The 271-nt window shown below is 59.4% G+C and carries 1 protein-coding gene; it reads left to right on the forward strand.

Annotated elements, in window-relative coordinates; genetic code table 11:
- On the forward strand, positions 1-251 hold a 251-nt coding region (locus AB3X89_RS40520; protein ID WP_368588097.1), incomplete at its 5' end, for a hypothetical protein.
- Positions 252-271 lie beyond the last annotated feature (20 nt).

Below are 271 nucleotides of genomic sequence, written 5' to 3' on the forward strand. Positions count from 1 at the left end.
AGCCGGCGACGCGCTGGCACGACCATCTCGTTCGGTACATCAAGGACAAGGGCATCCATGCGTTCCGCAACAAATACGGGTACGGCCAGCGCGCGCTGGTCGAGGCGCAGATCTCGCGAATCAAGCGCTGTATCGGCGCGCGGCTACTGACGCGCAAAACCGAATCGCAGCAGCGCGAGGGCGTGATTATCGCGAACCTCGTGAATCTGTGGAACAGTTTCGGCAAGGCTGTTTGCGTCAAAAATGCCTAGTTGCGTCTGCAACCAACTGC

The sequence above is a fragment of the Paraburkholderia sp. BR14320 genome (assembly GCF_040948665.1).
Classification (GTDB): Bacteria; Pseudomonadota; Gammaproteobacteria; order Burkholderiales; family Burkholderiaceae; genus Paraburkholderia; species Paraburkholderia youngii.